This window comes from Candidatus Acidiferrales bacterium (assembly GCA_036514995.1).
In the GTDB taxonomy this organism is placed as follows: Bacteria; Acidobacteriota; Terriglobia; order Acidiferrales; family DATBWB01; genus DATBWB01.
The window spans coordinates 1-3245 of record DATBWB010000059.1 but is presented as its reverse complement, the minus strand read 5'-3'; the positions used below and the strand labels follow the sequence as shown (position 1 = coordinate 3245).

The following is a 3245-nucleotide window of genomic DNA, read 5'->3' as shown; positions in this document are numbered from 1 at the left end:
GAGATCGCGGTGCGGCGCCGCATGGCGGAGCTCGCGGCGAAAAACGCCACGGCTTCGGACTGGAGCTTTTTTTTAGGCGGTGGCATCTACCATCATTTCATTCCCAGCGCGGTGGACGCGGTCATCTCTCGTTCCGAGTTTTCGACCTCTTACACGCCCTATCAACCGGAGGTGAGCCAGGGAACATTGCAGGCGCTGTTCGAATACCAGACGTTCATCTGCCAGCTCTCCGGAATGGAGGTTTCCAACGCCGGAGTATATGACGGCGCCTCGGCGGCGGCGGAGGCGGTGCTGATGTCGCGCCGAATCCAACCGGCAAGCCGTCGCCGCGTGCTGATGTCCCGGGCCCTTCATCCGCAGTATCGCGCCGTCATTTCGACCTATTTGAAAAATCTCGACGATGTGCAAGTCGAGGAGGTTCCCTTCGACGCGAGCGGCGCCACCGATGCCGAGCAGCTGACCCGCCGGCTGAACGACCAATCGATGTGCGTCATCGTCGGTTATCCAAACTTTTTCGGAGTGATCGAGGATCTAGCCCCGATTCAAGCAGGCTGTTCCCGTGCCGGCGCCCAACTGATCACGGTGACCACGGAACCCTTAGCTTTGGCTCTGGTCAAGCCGCCGGGCGCTTGGGGGGTGGATATCGCGGTCGGTGAAGGACAGAGTTTGGGCGTGCCGATGTCGCTCGGCGGCCCCGCCTACGGATTTTTTGCTTGTCAGAAGAAATTCGTCCGCAACATACCGGGCCGCCTGGTGGGCGAGACCGTCGATACCGAGGGCCGGCGCGGGTTTGTGTTGACGCTGGCGACTCGCGAGCAGCATATCAGGCGCGAGAAGGCGACCTCGAATATCTGCACCAGCCAGACCTTGTGCGTGTTGGCGTCGACGGTATTCATGTCGCTTCTAGGGAAAAGCGGACTGCGCCGGCTGGCTGAGGTCAACGTGGCGCGCGCCCATGAAGCGTATGGCCGCCTTATCCAACAGACCGGGATTCAAGCCGGTTTTGCCGGTCCGTTTTTCAACGAATTTGTTCTTCGGTCAGACGACATGGACGGCCTATTGGGACGGTGTGCCTCTGGGAGAATCGTACCCGGCGTGGCTTTGCGCCAATGGTACCCGGAACTGAAGGATTGCTTGCTCGTCTGCGTCACCGAAATGAACGAGCGAGAGGAGATCGAGCGCCTTGTCAGAAGCATCGCCGGGTGACCGCAAAGTTCGCACGGCTGCGCCGCGGCTGATCTTCGAAAGCGGCTCGCCGGGTCGGAGTGGATTTTGCTGGCCGTCGGCGGAAGTTCCGGCGCACGACGCCATTCCAAAGGCGCTGCTGCGTGATGAGATCGCCGGATTCCCCGAACTGGGGGAACTCGAAGTGTTGCGCCACTTTACCCGTCTCTCCCAGCGCAATTTCGCCATCGAGAGCCAGTTCTATCCGCTGGGCTCCTGCACCATGAAATACAATCCAAAAATCAACGAATTAGTGGCGCGCTTTCCCGGCTTCGCAGAAATTCATCCATTGGCATCGGCGGATTTGTTGCAGGGAGCGCTGGAATTGCTCTACGAGCTGGAGCGGCTGTTGGTTGAAGTGAGTGGCATGGAGCACGTGAGCCTGCAGCCGTCGGCGGGCGCCCAGGGGGAATTGACGGGTTTGATGTTGATTCGCGCCTATCTGACCGAGCAGGGCGGCCCGCGCAAAAAAATTATCGTTCCCGATACCGCCCACGGTACCAACCCCGCCAGTTCCACGTTGTGCGGTTATGATGTCATTCAAATTGCTTCCAACGCGCAAGGCGTGATCGACGCGGCGGCGGTTGACAAGGCGATGGACTCGGACGTGGCCGCGCTGATGGTCACCAACCCCAACACGCTGGGGCTTTTCGAAAAAAACATCGAGGCCATTTCAGCGGTGGTCCACGCCAAGGGCGGGCTGGTCTATCTCGACGGCGCCAACCTCAACGCGCTGATGGGGGTGGCCAAGCCCGGACACATGGGCGTGGACGTGCTGCACATGAATCTGCACAAGACCTTTTCCACGCCGCACGGCGGCGGCGGCCCCGGCGCCGGGCCGGTCGCGGTGAAGGAACGGTTGCGTGATTACTTGCCGGTGCCGCGGATCGTGAAACAGGGACAGCGCTTCGAGTTGCTTGAGGATTTTCCCAAGTCTGTCGGGCGTGTCCGCTCATTCCTCGGCAATTTCGGCGTGCTCGTGCGTGCTTACGCCTACATGATCTCGCTCGGCGGCGACGGCCTTGAAGAGGCGAGTCGCATGGCGCTGCTCAACGCGAACTATATTCGACGGAAGCTCGAAAAGAGTTATCAAATCGCCTACGACGAGCCCTGCATGCACGAGTGCATCTTTACCGATAAAATCCAACATAAATTAGGAGTAAGCACCCTCGACATTGCCAAACGGCTCTTGGATTATGGGTTTCATCCGCCGACGATTTATTTTCCGTTGGTTGTTTCCGGCGCGCTCATGATCGAGCCCACGGAAACTGAGACCCAGGAAACGTTGGATGGCTTCGTCAACGCGATGCTGGCCATAGCGCGTGAAGCCAAAGAGGAGCCGGATCTGGTGAAAACCGCGCCACACTCGACGCCGGTCAGCCGCCTGGACGAAGCCCGGGCGGCGCGCAAGCCGATACTCAGGTGGGAGCCGTCCGCTTCCGGGTGAGCGTGGTTAGACGCGCCGGATTGACGCCACCGCTTTCTGCGCCCACAGCGGCCGCCTGCTACGGCATGAATCGATAATTCAAACGATTGTCGTAGTATTCGAAGCTGGCGAGAATATCGATATTCTCTTTGCCGATCCAAGGCGGAATCGGGCTGAAGGGCGCCGCGGACCGAACGGCGCGTAACGCTTCTTCGTCGAGCAAGTTCGACCCGGAGGAGCGAAGGATTCTCGCTCGTGCCAGCTCGCCGTTACCCATGATCGAAAATTCCATCAGCAGCTTTCCCTGTAAGCCGTACCTGAGCGCCATCTCCGGGTATTGCCAGACCACCTCAATGGCACGTTTGATGCTCCCAAAATAGGTGATGTACTGCGGATCCCGGGTATTGAGGGAAACCGGGCCATCGTTTCTATTGGATCGCTGCCCGCTCGTCGACCAATTCACCGGCGGGAGGAGTTCCTTGAGAGTGGGCAACGGTCGTTCGGCGATGGCGAATTTATCTTCCACCGGTGCGCGCGGCGGGGGCTCTTCGCGTTTCATTTCCCGTTGGGTAAAGGATTCTTTCGGCCCGATCGG

The 3245-nt window shown here is 59.7% G+C and carries 3 protein-coding genes; 2 read left to right on the top strand and 1 reads right to left on the bottom strand.

Annotation, left to right across the window (positions count from 1 at the left end):
* Window positions 1-1206, top strand: a 1206-nt coding sequence (gene gcvPA / locus VIH17_04230; protein ID HEY4682441.1) for an aminomethyl-transferring glycine dehydrogenase subunit GcvPA, incomplete at its 5' end; no start/stop codon positions are given.
* Window positions 1184-2671 (top strand): aminomethyl-transferring glycine dehydrogenase subunit GcvPB, encoded by a 1488-nt coding sequence (gene gcvPB / locus VIH17_04225; GenBank protein HEY4682440.1) that lies wholly within the window; start codon window positions 1184-1186, stop codon window positions 2669-2671. The genes gcvPA and gcvPB, both read left to right, overlap by 23 nt.
* A 58-nt stretch (window positions 2672-2729) precedes the next feature.
* On the opposite strand, the gene VIH17_04220 is transcribed toward gcvPB, so the two are convergent.
* A partial coding sequence (locus VIH17_04220) for an energy transducer TonB (protein HEY4682439.1) occupies window positions 2730-3245 on the bottom strand: 516 nt, incomplete at its 5' end.